Origin of the sequence: Pseudomonas neustonica (assembly GCF_003797945.1) — a bacterium.
Lineage (GTDB): Bacteria > Pseudomonadota > Gammaproteobacteria > Pseudomonadales > Pseudomonadaceae > Halopseudomonas > Halopseudomonas neustonica.
Map to the genome: position 1 here is coordinate 1 of NZ_RKKU01000026.1, position 21,649 is coordinate 21,649.

A 21,649-nucleotide genomic window follows, 5' to 3' on the forward strand; every position below is an offset into this window, starting at 1 on the left:
CACACGTTCGTCCATAGGTTTCACTTCTCGCCAAGGCATGAGCACCTCCTGTCAGGTGCTCACTATTTAAGCAATGTGTTACCTATGTATTTGAATAGAACTGTTACCCATGTTCTTGAGTCGTACACACCCCCAGCCAAGCTGGCCTGCGGCTTCTCTGCGTTACTCGGATTCGAGCGGCGTCGCGGAAACTCGGCGCTTCGCACCTCAGACAGTCCGCCCCGCTGATCGCTCAAATCCTGCGTTACTCGACAGCTTGGAAGGGGGACGAAAGGCAAAGCATCGGTGGATTTCCGAATTCTATTCGTTTGGTTTAACTACGTATTACCTAACTGCACGGCCTACCAATTCCCATCTGAGCGGGCGAGTAGCGCAGAGCTGTCGGGGAAAAGGTCCTCGCGGTGTCTGAGCGAAGCGAGTTTGCGAGGGCTCCCGGCAGATCGAGCAACGCAGCGAACCCGAAGGGCCGCGCAGCTGGGTGCCCCGGGGGATTGCCAAGGGGGGATGGGCAAGCATCCCCCCTTGGCTCGCCTAGAGGCGAAATCGGTATCTAGTTAGTCAAAGAAAGTTGAACCCAACATAGATTAGTGCGAAATAAGCCCGGCGCGGCGGCGGCTAACCACCCTCCACTACAGCGCGCTTATCTGCACAAAAGCAGCAACCGCAGCACCTACCAGACATCCACTAACCAGGATAATAGCCAAAAACTGCCATACCAACGCAACCTGTTGTCGATCAGCCGCGTCGAGCAGCTTTAATAACAGGAATGTCCAGAACGAAAAAATGGCGAGTGTTGCCAACAAAGCGATAGCCGGGTTGTGAAAGCTCGCGAGCAGACCGCTAACCAGTAACCCCAATATGGGCCCAAGCACGCAGCTCCCATACCAGAAAAACTGAGCATAGCTGAGTTGCCCATGAGCAAAATCGCTGATTAAAGCGGTGACACGCTTAACAACAGAACGCCGGTCGGGTTGTTGCCAGGCGACCAGCTTTTTGCTCCAGTGGCGCAAGGGCAATACGGCAATCAGGCTGAAGCCGAGGGTGTCGAGTGGGCTGGCATAAAGTGCGTAAAAGGGTCTAACCAGGATACCCACAATACCGGTCGGCCACTCGCCAACACTTAGCTGTATCGCCACTGAGAATACCCAGCTGTAAATCAGCGCCCAGGCCAGCACCATGAGCGGTAATGTCCAAACAGTGGTGCGACTGAGAACGTGGCGTAACATGATGAAAGTGATAACAAAGCTGACGATGGGCGTGACGTGGAACTGCAGTTGGCCAGTAGTGGACGCAGTCCCTGACGCGTCGATTAGCGTATTCGCATAAACCAACTCAAAGTACAGGCTTTCAGCGGCGCCTATGGCCAGGCCCAAGGCAACCACCCAAATCAACTTAACCAGGGCGGCTTTGCGATAGGTCGGTTGGGTCGCGATAGCCAGTTCGAGGCTAGCAAGGGCCAGGGCACCCAGGCCTAACAGCACAGCTGCCGGCGTCTCCAACCAGCGGAGCTGATTATCGTAGGGGCTTGAGGTTACGACCAATAAGATATAGCTGCCAAACACCAGCAACTGAAGGGCGAGCGATCGGGCAATAATCCATGGTAGTGATGCGGGCTCTCGCTTATACCGCTCAAAAGCCACTTGCGATTGCGCCTCTGTCATGTCCATATGTACCTGTCCCTACTCATAAAAGTCGGCGGGGACTATACATTTGAAAGACGTGTGCGTCATGCAGGTCTGATCGTCTACCTCGACTGCTTCACGTTGGGAGCATAAGGTCAGGGTGAATAGCGTACTCGTGACCGATTCACGCTCACTCACCCTGCTTAGCACGCGAAAGCGGCTGCGCTGCCAACGCAGCGGTTAGCGCTGCATCGCTCCAGCCAGGGCAGTGGTCAATTCCAGCGCGGCAGCTTCACCGCCCTTGTTCATGGCCTCAACCAACGCCGACCCCACCACCACGCCAGTGGCGGTGCGGGCAAAGGCGGCAGCCTGCTCTGGCGTGCGCACACCAAAGCCAACGCAGATCGGCAAATCGCTCTGTTTGCGTATGTCGCTCAGCGCTGCATCTACCACGGCGTTGTCGGCTTGCCCTACCCCGGTGACGCCGTTTAGCGATACGTAATAGAGAAAGCCACTGGCATTGGCCAGCACGCGCGGCAGGCGTTTGGCATCGGTTGTAGGGCTGGCCATGCGGATCATGTCCAGGCCCAGATCGCGTGCCATGGGGCCCAGTTCGTTGTCGTGCTCGGCAGGCAGATCGACGATCAGCAGGCCGTCGACACCGGCAGCGTGCGCGTCGTTTAGGAAGGCTTCAGCACCGTAGCGATGGATCGGGTTGTAATACCCCATCAGCACCAGCGGGGTGGTTGTGTTCTCGGCGCGGAAAGCGCGGACCATCTCCAGCGTCTTGCGCTGCGTCTGGCCACTGTTCAGCGCGCGCACGGCGGCGGCCTGAATGGTCGGGCCGTCGGCCATCGGATCGCTGAACGGCATGCCCAGTTCGATGATATCGGCACCGGCGCCTGGCAGCTTTTGCAGCAGCGAGAGGCTGACGTCATAGTTGGGGTCGCCGCCGCAGATGTAGGTTACCAGGGCAGCACGGTTCTGCTCGGCGCACTCGGCGAAGCGTTGTTGTAAACGGTTACTCATGCTTGTTCCTCCATCAGGCGCAGCACGGTGGGCATGTCCTTGTCACCACGGCCGGACAGACAAACCACCATCAGGTGATCGCTGGGCAGGGTGGGTGCGCGGCGCGCCACTTCAGCCAGGGCGTGGGCGGTTTCCAGCGCCGGGATGATGCCTTCCATCCGGCAGCAGTTGTGGAAGGCGTCCAGTGCTTGCTGGTCAGTCACGGCGACATATTCGACGCGGCCTTCCTCATGCAACCAGGCGTGCTCGGGGCCAATGCCCGGATAGTCGAGGCCGGCGGAGACCGAATGTGCATCGTCAATTTGGCCGTCTTCGTCCTGCAGCAGGTAAGTGCGGTTGCCGTGCAGTACGCCCGGTACGCCGCCCTTGAGACTGGCCGCGTGCTTGCCAGAGTCCAGCCCGTGGCCTGCGGCTTCTACGCCAATCATCTGTACTTCCGGGTAGTCGAGGAAGTGATGAAACAGCCCCATGGCGTTGGAGCCGCCGCCGATGCAGGCGACCAGGCTGTCGGGCAGACGCCCTTCGCGCTCAAGCATCTGGCTGTGGGTTTCGCGACCAATGATCGACTGAAAGTCGCGGACCAGCGTGGGATAAGGATGCGGCCCAGCGACGGTGCCGATCATGTAAAAGGTATTATCGACGTTGGTGACCCAGTCGCGCAGGGCTTCATTCATGGCGTCTTTCAGCGTGCCCTTACCGGAGGTAACGGGGACGATCTTGGCGCCCATCAAGCGCATGCGTGCCACGTTGTCGCGCTGGCGATCAATGTCGGTGGCGCCCATGTAGACTACACAGTCCAGGCCGAAGCGGGCGCACACAGTGGCGGTAGCTACGCCGTGCATACCGGCGCCGGTTTCGGCGATGATGCGCGTCTTGCCCATGCGTCGGGCCAGCAGGACCTGGCCGATGCAGTTGTTGATCTTGTGCGCGCCGGTGTGATTCAGCTCTTCGCGCTTGAAGAAAATCTTGGCGCCGCCGTATTGCTCGGTCAGGCGCTCGGCATAGTACAGCGGGCTGGGGCGGCCAACGAACTCGGCGTTGAAGCGGTCCAGCTCGGCGATAAAGTTCGGCTCGGAGCGCGCCTGATTGTAGGCCTGCTCCAGGTCGAGAATCAGCGGCATCAGGGTTTCGGCAACGAAGCGCCCACCGAACTGGCCGAACTGGCCCTGTGCGTCGGCATCGCGGCGGTAATGTTGGTTGGCACTCGACATGATTTCACCTCCAAAGTTGATGCGCCTACATTAGGGCAGACAGCGCCGCGATAAAATCGATATGATGGCGCAAACCTGTGAGAAAAAGTGACGTATCCCATGGCCCGAGACTTACCTTCGCTGAACGCGCTCAAAGCCTTTGAAGTGGCTGCCAGACTGGAAAGCATGAGTCAGGCTGCGGATGAACTGCATGTCACGCACGGTGCGGTAAGCCGCCAGATACGGCAGCTTGAAGAGGAACTGGGGGTGGCCCTGTTCGACAAGGTCGGGCGCGGTATTCAGCTTACTGCCGCTGGCCGCCAGCTGCGCGATGCGTGCCGCGATGCCTTTGGCAGCTTGCGTGAGGTATGCGCCGAGATACGTCAGGCCGATCAACGCGGCCCTTTTCTGCTCGCCTGCCCCGGCAGCCTGTTGGCTCGCTGGTTCATTCCCAGGCTTGATCGGCTGAATGCCGCGCTGCCCGAACTCAATCTGCACCTGTCGGCCAGTGAGGGCGAGCTCGACCCGCGCCGCGCCGGTGTCAGTGGCACCCTGTTATTTGCCGCCCCGCCCTGGCCTGCCGATATGCAGGTTTACCCGCTGCGGCAGGAGCATATCGGCCCGGTCTTCAGTCCGCGCTATTCCGGCGCAGCGCGCCTGCACGGGCAACCGGCCACCGCGCTGCTGAATGAGAGCCTGCTGCATACCCAGTCCCGTTCGCAGGCCTGGGCGGATTGGGCACGATTGCAGCAGATCGATCCGGCCAAGCTGACTCAGGGGCAAGGTTTTGAGCATCTGTATTACCTGCTGGAGGCGGCTCTTTCAGGGTTGGGCGTAGCCATCGCGCCGCAGCTGCTGGTGGCCGATGATCTGGCCACCGGTCGCCTGCTGGCGCCCTGGGGGTTCGTTGAAACGCAGCATCAGCTGGGGCTCTGGGTGCCAGCGCGCCAGCCGCAGGGCGCCGCGCAACAACTGGCCGACTGGCTGATTACCCAGATGCAGGAGTCGTCGATATGAGGCGCATCGGCCTTCTGGTCATGCTGATGCTGCTACAGGGCTGCAGCTCAGTGGCCTATCTGCACCACAGTTGGCAGGGGCAGCGCGATCTGTTGTCGCGTGCGCAACCGCTAGAAGAGGTACTGCAGAACCCGGCCACCGATCCGCAGCTGGTCAAGCGGCTGCGCCAGGCGCAGCAAATAAGAGCCTATGCCAGTGGTCATCTGCAGCTACCCGATAACGCCAGCTACACCCGCTACGCCGACCTGCCCCGGCCCTACGCACTGTGGAATCTGTTTGTCGCCGAGCCACTGTCGATGGACGCGGTGGCGCATTGTTATCCCTTCTTCGGTTGCATTGCCTACAAGGGCTACTTTGATCAGGCCAGCGCGGAGGAAGCAGCCGAGCACTGGCGTGAGCAGGGCTATGAGGTCTATGTGGCTGGTATTCCGGCCTACTCCACGCTGGGCTGGTATGACGACCCGCTGCTCAGCTCGATGCTGCACTGGGATGACAACTACCTGGCTGAGTTGCTGTTCCACGAGTTGGCGCATCAGCAGTTTTACGTAAAGGACGACACCGCCTTCAACGAGTCCTTCGCCAGTTTTGTTGGCCAGCAAGGCCTGCGCGAGTGGCGCGCCGAGCAGGGGCTGGCTGCGCTGCCGGATGACCCGCGCGCGCAGGAGCGCGAGTTTGTGCAGCTGCTGTTGCACGCTCGCGAACAGTTGCTGGCGCTCTACGCCAGCGCGGCCAGTGATGCCGACAAGCTGGCTGGCAAAGCGGCGGTGTTCAGCCAACTGCGTGCCGATTATCAGCGCTGGCGAGACGCACGCTGGCAGGGCACAGGACCCTATGATCACTGGTTTGCCGGTGAGCTGAACAATGCCCGCCTGCTGCCGTTTGGGCTTTACGATCAGTGGATTCCGGCCTTCGCCGAGTTGTATCGCACGAGCGGCAGCTGGCCGGCGTTTTATCAGGCTGTCGAGCGCCTGGGCAACTTGTCTGATAGTGAGCGCACGGCAGCGCTGCTAGCTCTGCTGGAGCGCGGTGCAGAGCGGCCTTGAGATCTTAATCTGATTGATAATAATTGCTATTCAGAGTACATTGCGGGCCTGTTTTAGCCATCCCTTCCCCGGAGCCCGCATGTTCCAACTGGAGTCCGTTTCCTTTGCCGTACCCGAGCGGACGCTGTTGCAGCCGCTGGACCTGGTCCTGTCGTCGGGTCAGATGATCGGCCTGATCGGTCACAATGGCTCCGGTAAATCCACCCTGATCAAACTGCTGGCGCGGCAACAGGCTGCGACCGCAGGCCGTATTCTGCTGGACGAGCGGCCGCTGGAGGCCTGGGGCGAGCGCGAATTTGCCCGTCAGGTTGCCTATCTGCCGCAGCAACTGCCCGCCGCCGAAAGCCTTACGGTGCGTGAGCTGGTGGGCTTTGGTCGTTACCCCTGGCACGGCCTGCTCGGTCGTTTCAGTGTGGACGACCAGCAGGAAGTCGAGCGCGCCATGGAGCTGACCGACGTTACCCGCTTTGCCGATAGCCTGGTCGATACCCTGTCCGGTGGTGAACGCCAGCGGGTCTGGCTGGCCATGCTGCTGGCCCAGCACACCCGTTACCTGCTGCTGGATGAGCCGACGTCGGCGCTGGATATTGCCCATCAGGTCGAGGTGCTGGCGCTGGTTCAGCGGCTTAGCCGCGAGCTGGATCTGGGCGTTATCGTGGTGCTGCACGATATCAACATGGCGGCGCGCTACTGCGACCATCTGGTAGCGCTGCACTCCGGTCGCTTGCTGCTGCAAGGCAGCCCCGCCGAGCTGATGAACCCGCAGCATCTGGAGGCCATCTACGGCCTGCCAATGAGTGTTATCCCGCACCCGGATCAAAGCTCCAGCATCGCGGTAGCGCACGGGTGAGGCACCTCGGTCTGGCGCTGCTGCTGGCACTGCTGCCCCATCTGGCGATGGCCGACACGCCCGCCGAGCCACGCTACAGCCGCATTGCCGCCATCGACTGGGGGCTGGCGGAAACCCTGCTCGGCATTGGCGTTACCCCTATCGCTGTTGGTGGCCTGGAGAATTATCGCCGCTGGGTGGGTGAGCCAGTCATGCCGGATTCGGTGCAGGATCTGGGCCTGCGCACCGAACCCAATCTGGAGTTGCTCACGCAACTCAAGCCCGATCTGATCCTGATCACGCCGCAGTTCGAGGCCGCGCGGCCCTGGCTGGAGAAGATCGCGCCGGTCAAAAGCCTGGCCATTTACCGCCCTGACAGTAACCCGCTGCTCACCGCCGCCGAGGTGACTCGCGAGTTGGGTCGCCTGACCGGGCACGAGGCCGAGGCCGAGCGGCTGATCAGCGAGTTGGACCAGCACATTGCTGCCGTGCGTGCGCAGTTGTCCGGGCGCACGCTGCCACCCTTTTATCTGGTCAGCTTTATTGATGACCGCCACGTTCGCGTATTTGGCGACAGCAGCCTGTTTCATTCGGTGCTGGTGCGTGTCGGGCTGCGTAATGCCTGGACCGGCGAAGACAATTATTGGGGCTTCAACCAGGCGGGTATCGAGCAACTCACCGAGACGCCCGATGCCGCCCTTATCTACTTTGCTCCCATGCCATTAAACGCTGAGCGCACCCTGGCGCGCAGCATGCTCTGGCAGAACATGCCCTTTGTCCGGGCGCAGCGGGTGTATGCCTTTCCGCCCGCGTGGCAGTTTGGCGGCTTGATGTCGGCAGAACACTTTCTGCGTTTGCTGCAGGAGGCGCTGCCGCATGACTAATCCGAGCGCAGCATCACCCCGCCGTTGGGGCCTGACTATCTGCCTTTTGAGCCTGGCCATGGCGCTCTGGGTTCTGCAGCGCCAGCTGCCGCTGGCAGACCTGCCCGCCGCACTTTGGCAGCCGGACCTGTCTGATCTGGCGCAACTCAAGGTGCACTACAGCTGGTTGCCGCGCTTCTGTGTTGCCCTGCTCTGCGGCGCGGCGCTAGGGCTCGCTGGCCTGTTGATGCAGCAGGTGCTGCGCAACCCGCTGGCCTCGCCTACCACCCTGGGGGTCGCCAGTGGCGCGCAGTTGGCGCTGGCCCTCGCTACTCTCTATGCTCCCGGCCTGTTGATCGCGGGCGAGTGGGTCGCCTTGGCCGGCGGTGGTTTGGCCACCCTGCTGGCATTCGCATTGGCGAGGCGGCGCGGCCTGTCACCGCTGAGTCTGATCCTGGCCGGCCTGGTGATCAGCCTGCTGCTCGGTGCCCTGAACGTGATGTTGATGCTGCTGCAGCCCATGGGGCTGTCGGCGATGTTTATCTGGAGCGCGGGTTCACTCAGCCAGAACAACTGGGATGCGGTGCTCTTTCTGCTGCCACGCCTCGGTCTGGCGCTGGTACTGATCACCCTGCTGGTACGACCGCTGAGCCTGCTCGAACTGGATGACAGCGGCGCGCGCAGTCTGGGCTTGTCGCTGGACCGGTTGCGCGTGGTGGCGTTGGCGCTGGCCGTGTTTATGACGGCCTGTGTGGTCAGCAGCGTGGGCGTTATCGGCTTTATCGGTTTGGCCGCGCCCACCATCGCTCGGTTGATGGGCGCGCGCACCCTGCGCCAGCGACTGGTCTGGACACCGCTGCTGGGCGCCGCACTGCTGCTATTGACCGATCAGTTGGTGCAGGGCTTCGCTGGTCGCTTGAGCGAGCTGCTACCGACCGGCGGCGTCACCGCGCTGTTGGGTGCGCCCTTGCTGCTGTGGCTGATCCCGCGTCTGCGCTTGTCTACAGCCAGACCGCAAGCCAGCGCGCAGCGCACACGATCACTGCCGTTGGGCGGTCAGCGGCTATTGCCACTGCTGTTGCTGGGGCTGCTACTGCTCGCTGTGGTGGCGCTGTTGCTCGGGCAAGGACCGCAAGGCTGGAGCTGGAGTCTCGATCCGGAGTTATTGCAGTGGCGCCTGCCGCGCCTGTTTGCGGCCCTGGGCGCGGGCCTGCTGCTGGGGTTGGCCGGCTGTCTGTTGCAGCGTCTGACCGGCAACCCGATGGCCAGCCCCGAGCTAATGGGCATCAGCGCCGGTGCTGCCTTGGGATTGATGCTCACCCTCTTCGTCTGGATCGGCGCGCCCTTCTGGGTGCGGCTGATCATGGGCTTTGCCGGTGCCCTGCTGGTGTTGCTGGTGATCGTCGGCTTTGCGCGCCGCCAGGCCTACGCACCTGAGCGTCTGCTGCTGGTGGGTATTGCCATCAGCGCGCTCTTTGATGCGGTCAAGATGCTGGTGTTGTCGCTGAACGATCCACGCGGTCAATCGGTACTCAGCTGGTTGTCGGGCTCGACCTATTTCGTCGAGCTGCCGACTGGCATCATGGCGCTGCTTGCCGGTGTATTCCTGCTGCTGGTGAGCCTACCCTTGAGCCGTTGGCTGACGCTGCTACCGCTGGGTGAAAGCACGCCGCGCAGCCTCGGTGTGCCCATGCGCGGCGCGCGTCTGGGCATCATGCTTCTGGCGGCGCTTATGACCGCCATCGCCACCCTGCTGGTGGGTCCGCTGAGCTTTGTCGGTTTGATGGCACCGCACATGGCGCGGGTGCTGGGCCTGCAGCAGGCGCGCGCGCAATTGCTCGGCTCGGGTCTACTCGGCGCCTTGTTGATGGTGCTAGCCGATTGGCTGGGTCGCAACCTGATGTTCCCCGAGCAGATACCGGCTGGGTTGCTGGCGGCGCTACTAGGGGGTGGTTATCTGATTTGGGGGCTGAGTCGTAGGCGCTGAGGCTCTAGTCTTCACTGATGCTCAACGGCCTAACGATGTTTTCGCAGTTTCGATCCTCATTTCAATAAACCTAGCCGAATGCACGGAGCAAAACGTCCCATCTGAGCGGGCGAGTAGCGCAGAGCTGCCGGGGAAAAGATGCTCGCGGTGTCTGAGCGTAGCGAGTTTGCGAGTATCCCCGGCAGATCGAGCAACGCAGCGAACCCGTAGGGCCGCGCAGTTGGGTGCCCCGGAGGGATTGCTAAGGGGGGATGGGCAAGCATTCCCCCTTGGCTCGCCTAGAGGCGAAAAACGGAAATGAGATCAGCATAGAACTGACCGTTAAAGATTGCAGATAGCGATTACCCGTTCGCTGCCGTTTGCTCACCAACAATATTGATCGTTCCCATGCTCCAGCGTGGGAATGCAGCCCCGGACGCTCTGCGGCCATAATGCTACTCGCGCTACCGGGGCCTTCGCACCTACTCGCGCGACCTCGCAGTGGGTTGATCTGGTCAGCCTTTCGCCCTGATGGCGAGTCAGGGGAAATGCTTGGCCATTTCCCCCGACACCCCCTAGGCCACCCTAACTGCGCGGCCCTTTGGGTTCGCTGCGTTGCTTGGTCTGGTGGGGGCGCCTAGCCGGGGCCCTGCGGAACTCGCTTCGCTCAGACAGTCCTCGGGCTTATTCCCGCCAGCCCTGCGCTACTCGCCCGCTCAGATGGGGATTTTCAGCCCGTGCATGGGCTGGCATCGTCGCAAACCCGCAACCCCGCAACCCCGCAAACCCGCAAACCCGCAAACCCGCTTGGTCATTGGCTGCTATAACCCCTGACAAAACGCCGCCATCTCTCCCGCCAACTGCCTTAACGCCGGATTCAATCGCCGCCGATTGATTACCAGTAACATCAACGGCGATGGCTCGCCGGTTACGGCGGGTAATATCCGTACCAGTTCTCCGCTGGCCAGATGCTGGGCGATGTCCAGATAGGATTTGTAGGCGATGCCCTGCCCGCGCAGGGCCCAGCGGCGCACGGTGTCGCCGTCGTCGCTGCTGCGATCACCGCGCACGCGCAGGGTAATGGGCTCGGGCGCCTCGAAGTGCCAGCGGTCGTGCAGGCTTTCGCCCAAGCGAAAACACAGGCAGTTGTGCTGGCTCAGATCCTGAACGGACTGCGGTTCGCCGTGGCGGCTCAGGTACTCGGGTGACGCACACAGCACGCGGCGGTTGTCGGGTGCCAAGGGCAGGGCAACGAAGCTGGAGTCTTCGGGGATGCCGTAGCGCACAGCCAGATCAATGGGCTGCTGATACAGATCGGCGACGCGGTCGCTCACCTGCAGCTCCATGCGGATGCCGGGCTGGCGGGCCAGGTAGTCTTCCAGCCAGTCGAGCAGGTGGCTACGCGCCAGGTTCGAGGGCAGCGTCAGGCGCAGAGTGCCGGTCAAGGTGTTGGCGTCGGCTTCCAGCGCCTGCTCGGCATCGCGCAATGCTTGAAAGGCGGCGCGCGCATGCGGCAAATAGCGCTCCCCGGCCTCGCTCAGCCGCAAGCTTCGCGTGGTGCGTTCAAATAAACGTACCCCCAGCTGCTGCTCCAAGCGCTTAATACTGGCGCTGGCCACGGCGGGGGCTAGATTCAACTGACGGGCCGCGGCCGAGAAGCTGCCACACTCCAGGGTGTGCAGAAACACCCCGAGATCATCGATACGCTGTATTTTCATGATTTCCAATAAAGTGATTCGCTATAACGAATGTTTTTCTTTCTAAGCAATCAAGTCAAGCTATGTCCATGAATCGTTACCTATCCTGAATCAGAGGAGCAAACACATGAAAGCGGTTGCTTACACCCAGGCTGGCGCCCTTGACCGCGCCGATGCATTGATCGATATCGAGCTGGATAAGCCCACCCCTGGCCCGCAGGACCTGCTGGTCAAGGTCGCGGCCATTTCGGTCAACCCGGTGGATGCCAAGATCCGCAGCAAGCGCCCGGCCACGGTCGATGAGCCGCAGGTGATTGGTTGGGATGCGGTCGGTGAGGTGGCTGCGGTGGGCGCCAAGGTGCAGAATTTCGCGGTCGGTGATCGGGTGTTCTACGCCGGTACCCTTGACCGTCCCGGCAGCAACGCCGAGTACCAGCTGGTGGATGCACGCATCGTCGGCCACGCCCCGGAGTCATTGAGCGACGCCGAAGCTGCTGCGCTGCCGCTGACCGCGATCACAGCCTGGGAGCTGCTGTTTGATCGCCTCGGTGTGGCCGAAGGTGGTGGTGCCGGGCAGACCTTACTGGTGATTGGCGCCGCCGGTGGCGTTGGTTCGATTCTGGTTCAGCTGGCACGCAATCTCACCGAGTTGACCGTTGTGGGTACAGCTGCCCGCGAAGAAAGCGCTGAGTGGGCCAAGGAGTTGGGCGCGCATCATGTAATTGATCACAGCAAGCCAATGCTGGCGCAACTGCAGGCACTGGGTATTGAGAGCGTGGAGCTGATTGCCTCGCTGACGCACACCAAAGACCACTACGCTCAGTACATCGAGTGCATCGCACCCCAGGGTAAGCTGGGGGTGATTGATGACTTCGACAGCATTGATATCACGCAATTGAAGAGCAAGAGCGCGTCCTTCCACTGGGAGTTCATGTTTGCCCGCAGCCTGTATCAGACCGCCGATATGGCCGAGCAGGGTGTGCTGCTTAATCGGGTTGCCGAGTTGCTCGACGCCAGTGCGTTGCGTACCACCTTGGGTGAGCATTATGGGGTGATCAATGCGGCTAATTTGATGCGGGCGCATGCTTTGTTGGAGAGTGGTAAGTCACGCGGCAAGCTGGTGCTTGAGGGCTTCTAACTCGGACCTGATCGTTCCCATGCTCCAGCGTGGGAACGCAGCCCCGGACGCTCCGCGTCAATAACCCGCGCACGTTCAACCACGCAGCAGGTTGGTCTGATCAGCCTTTCGCCCTGATGGCGAGCAGGGGGAAATGCTTGGCCATTTCCCCCTGCACCCCCTAGGCCACCCCAACTGTGCGGCCCTTCGGGTTCGCTGCGTTGCTCGGTCCGGCGGGGACGCTTGCAAACTCGCTTCGCTCAGACACCGCAAGCGCCTTTTTCCCGCCAGCCCTGCGCTACTCGCCCGCGCAGACGGGGACTTGGGGTCCGTGCAGTGGTCATCTTTGATCGTTCCCATGCTCCAGCGTGGGAACGCAGCCCCGGACGCTCCGCGTCCATCCAACTACCCGCACTGCCAGAACCCGATCGTTCCCATGCTTCACCGAGGGAATGTACGCCTCGGTGGGTTGATCTAGTCAGCCTTTCGCCCTGATGGCGAGTCGGGGGAAATGCTTGGCCATTTCCCCCGACACCCCCTAGGCCACCCCAACTGCGCGGCCCTTCGGGTTCGCTGCGTTGCTCGGTCCGGCGGGGACGCTTGCAAACTCGCTTCGCTCAGACACCGCGCACATCTTTTTCCCGCCAGCCCTGCGCTACTCGCCCGCGCAGACGGGGACCTGGGATCCGTGCAGTGGTCGCGTCTTGCGTCTGACCTACTCACTCGCCACCAGATCGTTCCCACGCTCTGCGTGGGAATGCATCGCCGGACGCTCTGCGTCCATGCCCGCTGCGGCTATGAGCTTGCGCGAGCTGTGCCCGACTGCTAGCCTTCCTCTCGCTTTACCCCATTTCCTGCATGAGTTGCATGATGAACCATTCCTTGAGCATAGCTGTTGCTGTTGCCTGCGCCCCTCCCGGCGTCGGACGCGCGTGCTCGCAGGCAGTGGTTCTGTCACCGCCAGGCGCCCCTCCTCGGGTAGCCGGTGTCGTTGCTGCAGCGCCGCCTCGCGCGCTCTGAAGCACCAAAACATCCTTTTCTGTTCTTCGACGTTTCGCGCCAATTAGCGATTATTAGCGTCGGGAACCTGTGTTTTGACAGGTGATTGTCATGCTATTCAAACAACTGAACTGGGCCGCTATCGGCCCGACCGTGCTCTTTGTGCTGCTCTGGAGTGCGGGTGCGATCTTCTCTAAATGGGGGCTGGAACACGCCTCTGCGTTTGCTTTTCTGCTGCTGCGCTTTGCCCTGGCCTGTGTTGCCCTGGGGCTGCTGGCGCTTACTCGCCGCCGCTGGTTGCCGCAGCCGGGCACCCGCCGCCAGGTAGCGCTGGTGGGGGTGCTGATGACCGGCGGTTACACCATCTTCTACTTGCTCTCCCTCGACGCCGGGCTAACCCCCGGTGTGCTGGCAACCGTGCTTGGGGTGCAACCCATCCTGACGTTGATGCTGCTGGAGCGGCGCGCGAGCGTGTTGCGCGTGGCCGGGCTGCTGTTGGCGTTGGGTGGCCTGACGCTGGTGGTGCTCGATAGTCTGCTGGCGGCGCGATTCTCGCTGCTGGGCATTGGTTTGTCGTTGGCGGCGCTGTTGTGCATTACGGTGGGCTCCATCTTTCAGAAGGGTATTCAGCAGTCGCCGATGGATGTATTGCCGTTGCAATACGCCGTGGGGTTGCTGATGTGCGCTTTGGTTGCGCCCTTTCAGCCGTTCGAGGTGGAGTGGTCTGTTGGCTTTGTTGTGCCACTGTTCTACATGGGCGTGTTGATTTCAGTCGGTGCGACCTTGCTCCTGTACCGGCTGATTCGGATGGGTAATCTGGTCAATGTGACCAGTCTGTTTTATCTGATGCCGGGGTGTACGGCGTTGTTGGATTATCTGTTTTTGGGTAATCGGATGGCGGTTGGGAGTTTGGTGGGGATGGGATTGATTGTGGTGGGGTTGGTTTTGGTGTTTCGGCAGAAGGCGTGAGCCTTTCTCTGATCGTTCCCACGCTCCGCGTGGGAATGCAGCCCCGGACGCTCTGCGTCCATACCCACAACCTGCACCGCCAGAACCAGATCGTTCCTATGCTCCAGCGTGGGAACGCACACTTGGCGGATTGATCGGGTCTGTCTTTCGCCTTGATGGCGAGTCAGGGGGAATGCATGGCCATTTCCCCCGACACCCCCTAGGCCACCCCAACTGCACGGCCCTGCGGGTTCGCTGCGTTGCTCGGTCTGCCGGGGACGCTTGCAAACTCGCTTCGCTCAGACATCGCAAGCGCCTTTTTCCCGCCAGCCCTGTGCTACTCGCCCGTGCAGACGGGGTTTGAGTATGTGTGGGGCTTTATATGCGGTGTATACCGAATACAAAACTCAAAACAAATTCAAGGTTGGCAAAAGTGTAAGTTAGTAGCACTATAAAATCACAACAGTGATTCCAAACAGCCTCGTGGAAAGATTAGATGCCATGTGCCTTCTTTATTTTCCGAAAGCAGAGCGCGGAGCAGATGTAATGTCGAGAAGTTACGCTGATCCGAATTGTATAAAATCAGGTTATCGATGTGCTAACTAAATATAAATTTAAAATTGAAAGCGGGGTTAGGGTTGATCGTGTTTTTCCGTTAAGCGTCGATCAATATGTCATAAATTTTGAAATCAAAAACGAAGAGATTGTTGCAATAGAGATTCTGGAGCCAACTGATTTAACCCAGATTTCAAAGGTTACTAGTGAGGCTGGCAAAATAAAAAATATAGACGTTCGAGGGGTAGATCCTAATAAATTTCGCTCTCACTTAAAGCTCGCTGAGGGCTTGCTTTCAGTGTTTGGTATTAGGTCTATAGATGTAGACGGTTGCGTTGTGACATGGATTCCCGCAAATGAAGAAGAAAGTAAATTATTAGAGCTATATGAGTTTGGTTTTGGACTTATAGGCCCAGATGAGAATAAAGAAAAAATACCATTTTCCCTTGTGGCTCAGGCAGTCATAGCAGGATTTGATAACAAATGTTATGAGGTCTCGCTATCTTTTTATCGCAAAGGGAAAAATGATATGGCAGTTAGAGAATATGTTGATGCATTCTATGATTTTTACTTTGTTTTGGAAACCTTGTTTGGCGATGGAAAAACTAAAAATGCTCAAATTGAGAAAAATCTCTTGTCCTCAAAAAAGGTGTCTTTAGCTATAGGCGAGGCGAAAAAGCAGTCTCATCTAATTGAGCTGGTATCTAAAGAGATAGTAAGTCCTTTCGATTATATGAACTCCTCGCCGGAGGAGATTATAAAGCACATAGTTTTAAGAAGAGGATTTCTTCATCATCATAATCCAAGACACCCTAGGGCGTGGAGTCCAGATTTGCAGAAAGAGTTTCACCTTGATGCGGCCTTTATTATGAGCGTCGCGCATCATATAATTTGGGGAAAAGTAAAGAGTTACATTTATGCTGAAAAAGTCATAAGTACTCTCCAAACTTCGTACCGGCTAGGAAGGTAATTGCTTCGGGAGTTTAGGTCCGGAATTGGTGTAATGGAATTGGGATCAGATGAAAATTAATCGCGTATAAATTTTCATCTGATCTCCGTTTTCTAAAGGGATTTTCGGTAATTTACTTGGAGTATTGCTATGCCTCTTTATACGCGGAATGTCTTCATCGATACAGAGCCTTTTGTAAAAGCGGGCCTTGATTTTTCATCTAAAACCATCGAATCGTTCAAAGGGCTTTGTGGCGACGGAGAGCTTAAACATATCACCAGCACTATTGTGGTAAAGGAAGTACAAAGAAAAATTTCTGAGCAAATCAGAGAAGCGGTGAGTGGTGTTGCAGATTTTCGCAGAAAGGCAAAAACTTTAAAAAACTCTAATAATCAGGTTGTAAAAAATCTTTTTGAGGAGCTTGATCAGAAATTGATTGAAGATGAAGCCCTTCATGTATTTGGTGATTTCCTTTCTGCATCACGGACTAAAATAGTTGATTTGAAAAAGGTTGACGCGAACGAAGTAATGGATATGTATTTTGAACGCAAGCCTCCTTTTATAAATGAAAAAAAGAAAAATGAGTTTCGCGATGCATTTTCACTTCTAGCAATTAATTCTGCGATTCCGGACGGTGATAAAATTTATGTTATCTCTGCCGATGCCGACCATATCGCATACTGCGAAGAAAACCCGAAGTTTATAAGCGTTGATAGTCTTAGTAAATTTTTGGATCTTTATAACGCGCATGCTGATAATCGAACTCAGTTCATCAAGGAGTTCCTTGATGAGCAGGTTGATGAGATAAAGCAGGAAATTAAGTCTCAAATAGAGGCTGCTGAAGCTTATAATGATTCCGCTTGGGAGCATTCTGAGGTAGATAGTTTTTCGATAGAAGATGTCGAGGATTTTGAACCTGAAATCGTTTTTATCGATGATGAGGAATGTCAAATTGTTTTTGATGTAAATGTGAATTATGTGGTCTCTGTTACTGGGCCGGACTACGCTAACGGCACCTATGATAAGGAAGATGGAGTTACTTATACTTTTGATGATGCCACTAGAGTTGAAAATGGGGATAGGGAATTTTCTGTTGAGGTTTATCTTTCGTATGAGGCTGGTGGCGGCTGTTTTGTTAATAAAGATATGCAGATAATCGTTAAAGATCTTTCTGGCGGCATTGATTTTTGCGTAGAAGAAAACTCGAGTGATTACTATTATTAATATTTAGCAAGTATTGTTTGAGTTTTTTGAGGAAACTTAGGTCGGATGAACATTAATTACGCAGAAATGTTCATTTGACTCCGGTTTTATTTACTACACATCACACTTCCCGCTTCCCGCTTCCCGCTTCCCGCTTCCCGCTTCCCGCTTCCCGCTTCCCGCTTGACGCGCCAGCGTTCACCAGCTTACCTTTACGTTAACGTAAAGCAGTCATCAAAGACGACCCATGACCCAGACCTACAGCATTTCCGACCTCGCCCATGAGCTGGATATCACCACGCGGGCGATCCGTTTTTATGAGGAGCAGGACATGCTCTGCCCTGAGCGGCGGGGGTTGGAGCGGGTTTATAGCGCTCGGGATAAGGTGACGCTCAAGCTGATTTTGCGTGGTAAGCGCATTGGCTTTTCGTTGGCTGAGTGCAAGGAGCTGATCGAGCTGTACGACCCCAGTTATGGCAATCAGAAGCAGCTGGAAACCTTTATGCAGAAGATTGCCCAGCGCCGTACGCAGTTGGCGCAGCAGTTGCTCGATATTGAACAGATGCAGATTGAACTGGATACCGCTGAAGATCGGTGCCGCGCGGCGTTGGCGCAGACGCTCTAGTCTGGTGTTAGCCATCGTTTTGGACTGAACAACAACAATAAAAGCAGGTGGAATCATGCATTATCCGTCGCTCAACTTCGGTCTTGGCGAGACCATTGAAATGCTGCGCGATCAGACGCGCAGTTTTGTGGCTGCCGAGCTGGCGCCGCGTGCGGCGGAGATCGACCGGGAGAACCAGTTCCCGCAGGACATGTGGCGGCGTTTTGGCGATATGGGTCTGTTGGGTATTACGGTGCCGGAGGAATACGGCGGGTCCGGGTTGGGCTATCTGGCGCATGTAATCGCCATGGAAGAAATCAGCCGCGGCTCGGCGTCGGTGGGGCTGTCTTACGGGGCGCACTCCAATCTCTGCGTGAATCAGATCAACCGCAACGGCACGCCGGAGCAGAAGACGACATACCTGCCCAGGCTGATCAGCGGTGAGCATGTGGGCGCGCTGGCGATGAGCGAGCCGAATGCCGGGTCGGATGTGGTCAGCATGAAGCTGCGCGCCGATAAGCACGGCGACCATTACGTGCTCAACGGCAGCAAGATGTGGATCACCAACGGGCCGGAGGCCAACGTCTATGTGATTTACGCCAAGACCGAGCCGGACAAAGGCGCGCACGGCATAACGGCTTTTATCGTCGAGCGCGATTCTCCTGGTTTCTCGCGTAGCCCCAAACTCGACAAGCTGGGCATGCGAGGTTCCAACACATGCGAGCTGGTGTTCGATAACGTCGAAGTACCGGCTGAGAATATTCTTGGTGCGCTGAATGGCGGCGTTAAGGTGTTGATGAGCGGGCTGGATTACGAGCGTGTGGTGCTCTCCGGCGGCCCGACCGGGATCATGCAAAGCTGCATGGATGTGGTGGTGCCCTACATCCACGACCGCCAGCAGTTTGGCCAGAGCATCGGCGAGTTTCAGCTGATCCAGGGCAAGGTGGCGGATATGTATACCCAGCTGAACGCCAGCCGCGCCTATCTGTACGCCGTGGCGCAAGCCTGCGACCGCGGCGAAACCACCCGCAAGGACGCCGCCGGTGTCATTCTCTATACCGCTGAAGCGGCCACCCGCATGGCGCTAGATGCCATTCAGATTCTCGGCGGCAATGGCTACATCAACGACTACCCCACCGGCCGCCTGCTGCGCGACGCCAAGCTCTACGAGATCGGCGCGGGCACCAGCGAGATTCGGCGCATGCTGATTGGGCGGGAGTTGTTTAATGAGACGCGGTGACCCAGCCGCAAGCTATAAGCTGCAAGCGGCAAGCAGCACTGAGATGCCTTGGGGTTGGGTGCACCTAGTTAACGTGGGTGGCGAAGTCCTGTCTGGCAAAAATGGTGGAGCGGCTAGGGTTGGCTTGCAGCTTGCGGCTTGTGGCTTGCAGCTGGCCGGGGAGCAAAAGCGATGAGCGTCCTGCAAACCCAAATCACCCCCAGCTCACCGGAATACGCGGCTAACGCAACGGCCATGCGCTCCATGGTCTGCGAGCTACAAAGCCTGCTGGCAGGCATTGCAAAAGGCGGTGGTGAGGTTGCGCAGGGGCGGCATTTGGCGCGGGGTAAGCTGTTGCCGCGTGACCGGGTGGATGCGCTGCTGGATGCCGGCTCGCCCTTTCTGGAGATTGGCCAGCTGGCGGCGCATGAGGTGTATGGCGAGTCGGTGCCGGCGGCGGGGGTGATTGCCGGGATCGGGCGGGTCGAGGGGGTGGAGTGCATGATCGTCGCCAACGATGCGACCGTGAAAGGCGGCTCTTACTATCCACTCAGCGTTAAGAAGCACCTGCGTGCGCAAGCCATCGCGCAGCAGAACCGCCTGCCCTGTATTTATCTGGTGGATTCCGGCGGTGCCAACCTGCCCCGCCAGGACGAGGTATTCCCCGACCGCGAGCACTTTGGCCGCATCTTCTTCAATCAGGCCAACATGAGTGCGCAGGGCATTCCGCAGATCGCCGTGGTGATGGGCTCCTGTACTGCCGGGGGCGCCTATGTGCCAGCCATGGCGGATGAAGCCATCATGGTGCGCGAGCAGGCGACTATCTTCCTCGCCGGTCCGCCGCTGGTGAAGGCCGCGACCGGTGAGGTGGTCAGTGCCGAAGCCTTGGGCGGTGCCGATGTGCATTGCCGCACCTCCGGCGTGGCCGATCACTACGCCGAGAACGACGAGCACGCCCTGGCCCTCGCCCGCAGCTGCATCAGCAATCTGAACTGGCGCAAGCAGGGCGAGCTGAACGCCCGCGCTCCCATCGCCCCGCGTTACCCGGCAGGGGAGCTGTACGGCATTATTCCTGCCGATGCCAAGCAACCCTTCGATGTGCGCGAGGTGATCGCCCGGCTGGTGGATGACAGCGCCTTTGATGAATTCAAGGCGCTCTATGGCACCACGCTGGTGTGTGGCTTCGCGCATTTGCACGGTTACCCGGTGGCGATTCTGGCCAACAACGGCATCCTCTTTGCCGAGTCGGCGCAGAAGGGCGCGCACTTTATCGAGCTGGCCTGCCAGCGCGGTATTCCGCTGCTGTTTCTGCAGAACATCACCGGCTTTATGGTCGGCAAAAAGTACGAGGAAGGCGGCATCGCCAAGCACGGCGCCAAGCTGGTCACTGCCGTGGCCTGCGCGCGCGTGCCCAAGTTCACCGTAATTATCGGCGGCAGCTTTGGTGCGGGTAACTATGGCATGTGTGGCCGCGCTTACGACCCGCGCTTTCTGTGGATGTGGCCCAACGCGCGCATCTCGGTAATGGGCGCCGAGCAGGCCGCCGGGGTGCTGGTGCAGGTCAAGCAGGAACAGGCCGAACGCAGCGGCGATACCTTCAGCACCGAGCAGGCCAACGCCCTGCGTCAGCCGATCCTCGACCAATACGAAAAACAGGGCCACCCCTACTACTCCAGCGCCCGCCTCTGGGACGACGGCGTGATCGACCCGGCGCAGACGCGGGATGTGCTGGGGTTGGCGATATCGGCGGCCCTCAACGCGCCAATCGAAGACACGCGTTTTGGGGTGTTTAGGATGTAGCGGCGCGCACAGCGCGCCAGCTGGAAGCTGAAAGCGCGAAGCTGGAAGTAGTCCGAGCGATGCAGGTGTGAGGAGTTTTTGACAGACACCGCAGCCGCAAACCGGCATAAAGTTCGACTGCTGCACGAGCTGCTTCCAGCTTCTAGCTTCTGACTTCCAGCTGCGCGAGCAAGCCACCAATCGAGAAGAACCGAATGAGCCAGTACCAGACTATAGAACTCGAATTCACCGACAACGGCATAGCGACCCTCTGGCTTGCTCGCGCCGACAAGAACAACGCCTTCAACGCCTTAATGATCAGCGAGTTGTTGCAGGCGCTGGATGAGGTGGCGGCGGATGAGACGGTGCGTTTTATGCTGCTGCGTGGGCGGGGCAATCACTTTTCTGCCGGGGCGGATCTGGAGTGGATGCGTGACTGTGCGGCGCTGGATTACAACGCTAACCTGAATGACGCCCGCGAGTTGGCGCAGTTGATGGCCAGTCTGGCGCAGCTCAAAGTGCCGACGCTGGCGGTGGTGCAGGGTGCGGCCTTTGGTGGCGCGCTGGGGTTGATCAGTTGCTGCGATATGGCGATTGGCGCGGAGGAGGCCACCTTCTGTCTGTCCGAGGTGCGCATTGGGTTGCTGCCGGCGGTGATCAGCCCTTACCTGGTGCAGGCGATGGGCGCGCGCGCGGCGCGGCGTTTTGCGCTGACGGCAGAGCGTTTTCATGGTGAGCGTGCGCGCGAGGCAGGGCTGTTGGCCGAGTGTTATCCGGCGGCGGAACTGGAGGATGAGTTGCTGCAGTGGCTGGATCGCCTGCTGCAAAACAGCCCGCAGGCCATGCGCGCGACCAAGGCGCTGCTGCAAGAGGTAAAGCAGGGTGAGATGAGCACTTCACTGCGGCGTTACACTGAGGCCGCCATCGCGCGTATTCGCGTCAGCCCCGAGGGGCAGGAAGGGCTCAACGCCTTTTTGCAGAAACGCGACCCCGCCTGGCTGCCGCCCAAGCCTTGAGTCC

Annotated in this window: 17 protein-coding genes; 13 read left to right on the forward strand and 4 right to left on the reverse strand. The window is 58.9% G+C overall.

Annotated elements, in window-relative coordinates; all coding sequences use genetic code 11:
* Positions 1 to 629 precede the first annotated feature (629 nt).
* The 3 genes from EF096_RS16315 to trpB form a co-directional block, all read right to left on the reverse strand.
* Positions 630 to 1,667, reverse strand: a complete 1,038-nt coding sequence (locus EF096_RS16315; RefSeq protein ID WP_123890863.1) for a hypothetical protein — start codon at positions 1,665 to 1,667, stop codon at positions 630 to 632.
* A 195-nt stretch (positions 1,668 to 1,862) separates the two neighbouring features.
* The gene (gene trpA, locus EF096_RS16320) at positions 1,863 to 2,651 is read right to left on the reverse strand and encodes a tryptophan synthase subunit alpha (RefSeq protein WP_123890864.1); all 789 of its coding nucleotides are present in this window, start codon (positions 2,649 to 2,651) and stop codon (positions 1,863 to 1,865) included.
* Entirely contained in the window at positions 2,648 to 3,862 is a 1,215-nt protein-coding gene (gene trpB / locus EF096_RS16325) for a tryptophan synthase subunit beta (protein ID WP_123890865.1), read from the reverse strand. The genes trpA and trpB overlap by 4 nt, the downstream gene beginning before the upstream one ends.
* Before the next feature lie 99 nt (positions 3,863 to 3,961).
* Between trpB and EF096_RS16330 the strand changes: the two genes are divergently transcribed.
* From EF096_RS16330 to fhuB, 5 genes are all read left to right on the forward strand, one after another.
* Complete coding sequence (locus EF096_RS16330) at positions 3,962 to 4,858, forward strand: LysR family transcriptional regulator (RefSeq protein ID WP_123890866.1); 897 nt, start codon at positions 3,962 to 3,964, stop codon at positions 4,856 to 4,858.
* Positions 4,855 to 5,901: an aminopeptidase gene (locus EF096_RS16335; protein WP_123890867.1), complete on the forward strand. Its 1,047-nt coding sequence runs from the start codon at positions 4,855 to 4,857 to the stop codon at positions 5,899 to 5,901. Before EF096_RS16330 ends, EF096_RS16335 begins: the two co-directional genes overlap by 4 nt.
* Positions 5,902 to 5,980: 79 nt before the next feature.
* Positions 5,981 to 6,751, forward strand: a complete 771-nt coding sequence (locus tag EF096_RS16340) for an ATP-binding cassette domain-containing protein (RefSeq protein ID WP_123890868.1) — start codon at positions 5,981 to 5,983, stop codon at positions 6,749 to 6,751.
* On the forward strand, positions 6,748 to 7,614 hold the full coding sequence (gene fhuD / locus EF096_RS16345) for a Fe(3+)-hydroxamate ABC transporter substrate-binding protein FhuD (protein ID WP_123890869.1): 867 nt from the start codon (positions 6,748 to 6,750) through the stop codon (positions 7,612 to 7,614). Before EF096_RS16340 ends, fhuD begins: the two co-directional genes overlap by 4 nt.
* Positions 7,607 to 9,580 carry a Fe(3+)-hydroxamate ABC transporter permease FhuB gene (gene fhuB, locus EF096_RS16350; protein WP_123890870.1) on the forward strand — a complete coding sequence of 658 codons (1,974 nt, stop codon included), beginning with the start codon at positions 7,607 to 7,609 and terminating at the stop codon, positions 9,578 to 9,580. Before fhuD ends, fhuB begins: the two co-directional genes overlap by 8 nt.
* 800 nt (positions 9,581 to 10,380) lie before the next feature.
* On the opposite strand, the gene EF096_RS16355 is transcribed toward fhuB, so the two are convergent.
* Entirely contained in the window at positions 10,381 to 11,271 is an 891-nt protein-coding gene (locus EF096_RS16355) for a LysR family transcriptional regulator (protein ID WP_218565781.1), read from the reverse strand.
* Between the two features lie 112 nt (positions 11,272 to 11,383).
* On the opposite strand from EF096_RS16355, the gene EF096_RS16360 reads away from it, so the two are divergent.
* The 8 genes from EF096_RS16360 (at position 11,384) to EF096_RS16400 (ending at position 21,645) form a co-directional block, all read left to right on the forward strand.
* Positions 11,384 to 12,394, forward strand: coding sequence for a zinc-binding alcohol dehydrogenase family protein (locus EF096_RS16360; protein ID WP_123890872.1), 1,011 nt, complete (start codon positions 11,384 to 11,386; stop codon positions 12,392 to 12,394).
* A gap of 1,089 nt (positions 12,395 to 13,483) precedes the next feature.
* On the forward strand, positions 13,484 to 14,341 hold the full coding sequence (locus EF096_RS16365; RefSeq protein ID WP_123890873.1) for a DMT family transporter: 858 nt from the start codon (positions 13,484 to 13,486) through the stop codon (positions 14,339 to 14,341).
* 574 nt (positions 14,342 to 14,915) lie between these two features.
* Positions 14,916 to 15,845, forward strand: a complete 930-nt coding sequence (gene mauJ / locus EF096_RS16370; RefSeq protein ID WP_123890874.1) for a methylamine utilization protein MauJ — start codon at positions 14,916 to 14,918, stop codon at positions 15,843 to 15,845.
* A gap of 129 nt (positions 15,846 to 15,974) precedes the next feature.
* Complete coding sequence (locus EF096_RS16375) at positions 15,975 to 17,048, forward strand: PIN domain-containing protein (RefSeq protein WP_123890875.1); 1,074 nt, start codon at positions 15,975 to 15,977, stop codon at positions 17,046 to 17,048.
* Positions 17,049 to 17,274: 226 nt separating this feature from the next.
* Positions 17,275 to 17,652 carry a MerR family transcriptional regulator gene (locus EF096_RS16385; protein ID WP_123890876.1) on the forward strand — a complete coding sequence of 126 codons (378 nt, stop codon included), beginning with the start codon at positions 17,275 to 17,277 and terminating at the stop codon, positions 17,650 to 17,652.
* 55 nt (positions 17,653 to 17,707) lie between these two features.
* Positions 17,708 to 18,871 carry an isovaleryl-CoA dehydrogenase gene (locus EF096_RS16390; RefSeq protein WP_123890877.1) on the forward strand — a complete coding sequence of 388 codons (1,164 nt, stop codon included), beginning with the start codon at positions 17,708 to 17,710 and terminating at the stop codon, positions 18,869 to 18,871.
* Between the two features lie 171 nt (positions 18,872 to 19,042).
* On the forward strand, positions 19,043 to 20,650 hold the full coding sequence (locus EF096_RS16395) for a carboxyl transferase domain-containing protein (RefSeq protein ID WP_123890878.1): 1,608 nt from the start codon (positions 19,043 to 19,045) through the stop codon (positions 20,648 to 20,650).
* Between the two features lie 194 nt (positions 20,651 to 20,844).
* Complete coding sequence (locus tag EF096_RS16400) at positions 20,845 to 21,645, forward strand: gamma-carboxygeranoyl-CoA hydratase (protein ID WP_123890879.1); 801 nt, start codon at positions 20,845 to 20,847, stop codon at positions 21,643 to 21,645.
* The last annotated feature ends 4 nt before the right edge of the window (positions 21,646 to 21,649 follow it).

What these genes read in the sequence shown, in the direction of transcription:
- EF096_RS16335 (WP_123890867.1), top strand. Translation starts at nt 4,855, where the DNA reads ATGAGGCGCATCGGCCTTCTGGTCATGCTGATGCTGCTACAGGGCTGC.
- fhuB (WP_123890870.1), top strand. Translation starts at nt 7,607, where the DNA reads ATGACTAATCCGAGCGCAGCATCACCCCGCCGTTGGGGCCTGACTATC.
- EF096_RS16330 (WP_123890866.1), top strand. Translation starts at nt 3,962, where the DNA reads ATGGCCCGAGACTTACCTTCGCTGAACGCGCTCAAAGCCTTTGAAGTG.
- EF096_RS16375 (WP_123890875.1), top strand. Translation starts at nt 15,975, where the DNA reads ATGCCTCTTTATACGCGGAATGTCTTCATCGATACAGAGCCTTTTGTA.
- trpB (WP_123890865.1), bottom strand. Translation starts at nt 3,862, where the DNA reads ATGTCGAGTGCCAACCAACATTACCGCCGCGATGCCGACGCACAGGGC.
- EF096_RS16360 (WP_123890872.1), top strand. Translation starts at nt 11,384, where the DNA reads ATGAAAGCGGTTGCTTACACCCAGGCTGGCGCCCTTGACCGCGCCGAT.
- EF096_RS16340 (WP_123890868.1), top strand. Translation starts at nt 5,981, where the DNA reads ATGTTCCAACTGGAGTCCGTTTCCTTTGCCGTACCCGAGCGGACGCTG.
- EF096_RS16385 (WP_123890876.1), top strand. Translation starts at nt 17,275, where the DNA reads ATGACCCAGACCTACAGCATTTCCGACCTCGCCCATGAGCTGGATATC.
- trpA (WP_123890864.1), bottom strand. Translation starts at nt 2,651, where the DNA reads ATGAGTAACCGTTTACAACAACGCTTCGCCGAGTGCGCCGAGCAGAAC.
- EF096_RS16390 (WP_123890877.1), top strand. Translation starts at nt 17,708, where the DNA reads ATGCATTATCCGTCGCTCAACTTCGGTCTTGGCGAGACCATTGAAATG.
- EF096_RS16315 (WP_123890863.1), bottom strand. Translation starts at nt 1,667, where the DNA reads ATGGACATGACAGAGGCGCAATCGCAAGTGGCTTTTGAGCGGTATAAG.
- EF096_RS16395 (WP_123890878.1), top strand. Translation starts at nt 19,043, where the DNA reads ATGAGCGTCCTGCAAACCCAAATCACCCCCAGCTCACCGGAATACGCG.
- EF096_RS16400 (WP_123890879.1), top strand. Translation starts at nt 20,845, where the DNA reads ATGAGCCAGTACCAGACTATAGAACTCGAATTCACCGACAACGGCATA.
- EF096_RS16365 (WP_123890873.1), top strand. Translation starts at nt 13,484, where the DNA reads ATGCTATTCAAACAACTGAACTGGGCCGCTATCGGCCCGACCGTGCTC.